Below are 1,373 nucleotides of genomic sequence, written 5' to 3' on the forward strand. Positions count from 1 at the left end.
GCTCCGCGCCGGGCGGCGCGGAGCGCTGCCGCCTTCACGCATGCGACGGCCCCGCCGCTCCGAAGAACGACAGGGCCGATTCGCAGTGTGTGACTAGTTGTCGTCGTCACCGGCAAAAGGGAGGGGGATGGGGCCAATGGGGCCCAAAACGGAGCCGCCCCATGACGGGGTGACGCCGACGGCGTCGCTTGCGGCGGTTCCGGTGAGGGTGCGCTCGACCGGAGCGGACAGGTGCGGCATGGTGCGCGAGGTGCTCATGATGCTCCTTTGGTGAGGAGTTACCGACACTCCATCGTCACATGACTCTGTGTAACAATATAGTTGCAGATGGTTACTGCTCCTTTGGGTGACACCAGTGTGGCGGTCCAGGCTGAAATCACCCCCGGACCCCCGGACCCCCGCACCACCCGCCGCACCGCCCGTCGCTCCGCCACCGGCCCCAACCGCTACGCGGCCCCTCCGGGGTCCTTCGGATCGACGCCGGCCGCTACGCTCCGCAGATTCACCAGACCGGCCCACCGGGCTGTCACGTGCCGAGTAACGCCGTCTTGCGCTCCGAGCAGTCGCCCATGTCCGTGACCTTGTTCACGGTGTCGAACGGCACGGGGCGACGTGATCACGGGGTTCTCTGACCAGGTGCGGCGACACGGATACGGGGAAGCCGTGTCGCCGCACCGGCGTCAGGGGGTGATCCGGCTTACCCGATACGGCGACCGCTGGGGCTTCATCACCACCAGGGCGTCACTGGAAACGATCAGGGCGATGGAACCGCCCGCCGTGAACTCGCAGTACAGCGCGACGGGATGGACCGCAGGGTTTCCGCCAACGTTGTCCGCCTGGCAGGGATTCCAGATCGGCCACCCGCGCCCACAGCAGCCCCGAGGCGAACCTGCCCGCCCGCCAGTCCTCACCCCGCAGCGGGGAGAGCTGGAAAGGGTTGTGACGATCTCGCGTGAACAGCAGGCCGTACCCGTTGCCCAACTGCTCGGCGGGCCGGACCACGACTTCTGGCAACCTGGAGGAAGACACCCCCGTGCCGCCGTACTCATGCCGGAGGCCTTTGCGCGGGCACCGGGCGAGAGTGCAGAGCGTGCAGCTGTCCGGTACGAGTTCGACGACCTCGACTGGCAGGCCGTCGAGACCGGGCTGCCGGACACCGATGACGAGCGGCAAAAACGCTGGTACGGCTATCCGCTGGTCGGTACGGTGGCCCGTCTCGATCTCAAACTGGCCCGGGCCGTGGGCGGGACGGAAGTCTCGGTCGAGGTGTACGGCGCCGCCGATGACGTTCTCCGGGCGCAGGTAAGGCTGGTCTGCGACATGGCGGCCTCCTACGACATCGGTCGGGCCTGATCGCTCAGCGGTTTGCACGC

The 1,373-nt window shown here is 67.8% G+C and carries 2 protein-coding genes; one reads left to right on the forward strand and one right to left on the reverse strand.

What is annotated here, in order from left to right; translation table 11 throughout:
- Nucleotides 1–93 precede the first annotated feature (93 nt).
- On the reverse strand, nucleotides 94–258 hold the full coding sequence (locus PKF00_RS43840; RefSeq protein ID WP_271223720.1) for a hypothetical protein: 165 nt from the start codon (nucleotides 256–258) through the stop codon (nucleotides 94–96).
- 354 nt (nucleotides 259–612) lie between these two features.
- Here PKF00_RS43840 and PKF00_RS43845 point away from each other — a divergent pair, with 354 nt between their 5' ends.
- A complete protein-coding gene (locus PKF00_RS43845) occupies nucleotides 613–1,353 on the forward strand; it encodes a hypothetical protein (protein WP_271223721.1) in 741 nt (246 codons plus the stop codon).
- Nucleotides 1,354–1,373 lie beyond the last annotated feature (20 nt).

Source organism: Streptosporangium carneum (assembly GCF_027922005.1).
GTDB classification, from domain to species: domain Bacteria; phylum Actinomycetota; class Actinomycetes; order Streptosporangiales; family Streptosporangiaceae; genus Streptosporangium; species Streptosporangium carneum.

Coding starts and splice junctions, on each gene's coding strand:
- PKF00_RS43840 (WP_271223720.1), bottom strand. CDS start 258: ATGAGCACCTCGCGCACCATGCCGCACCTGTCCGCTCCGGTCGAGCGC.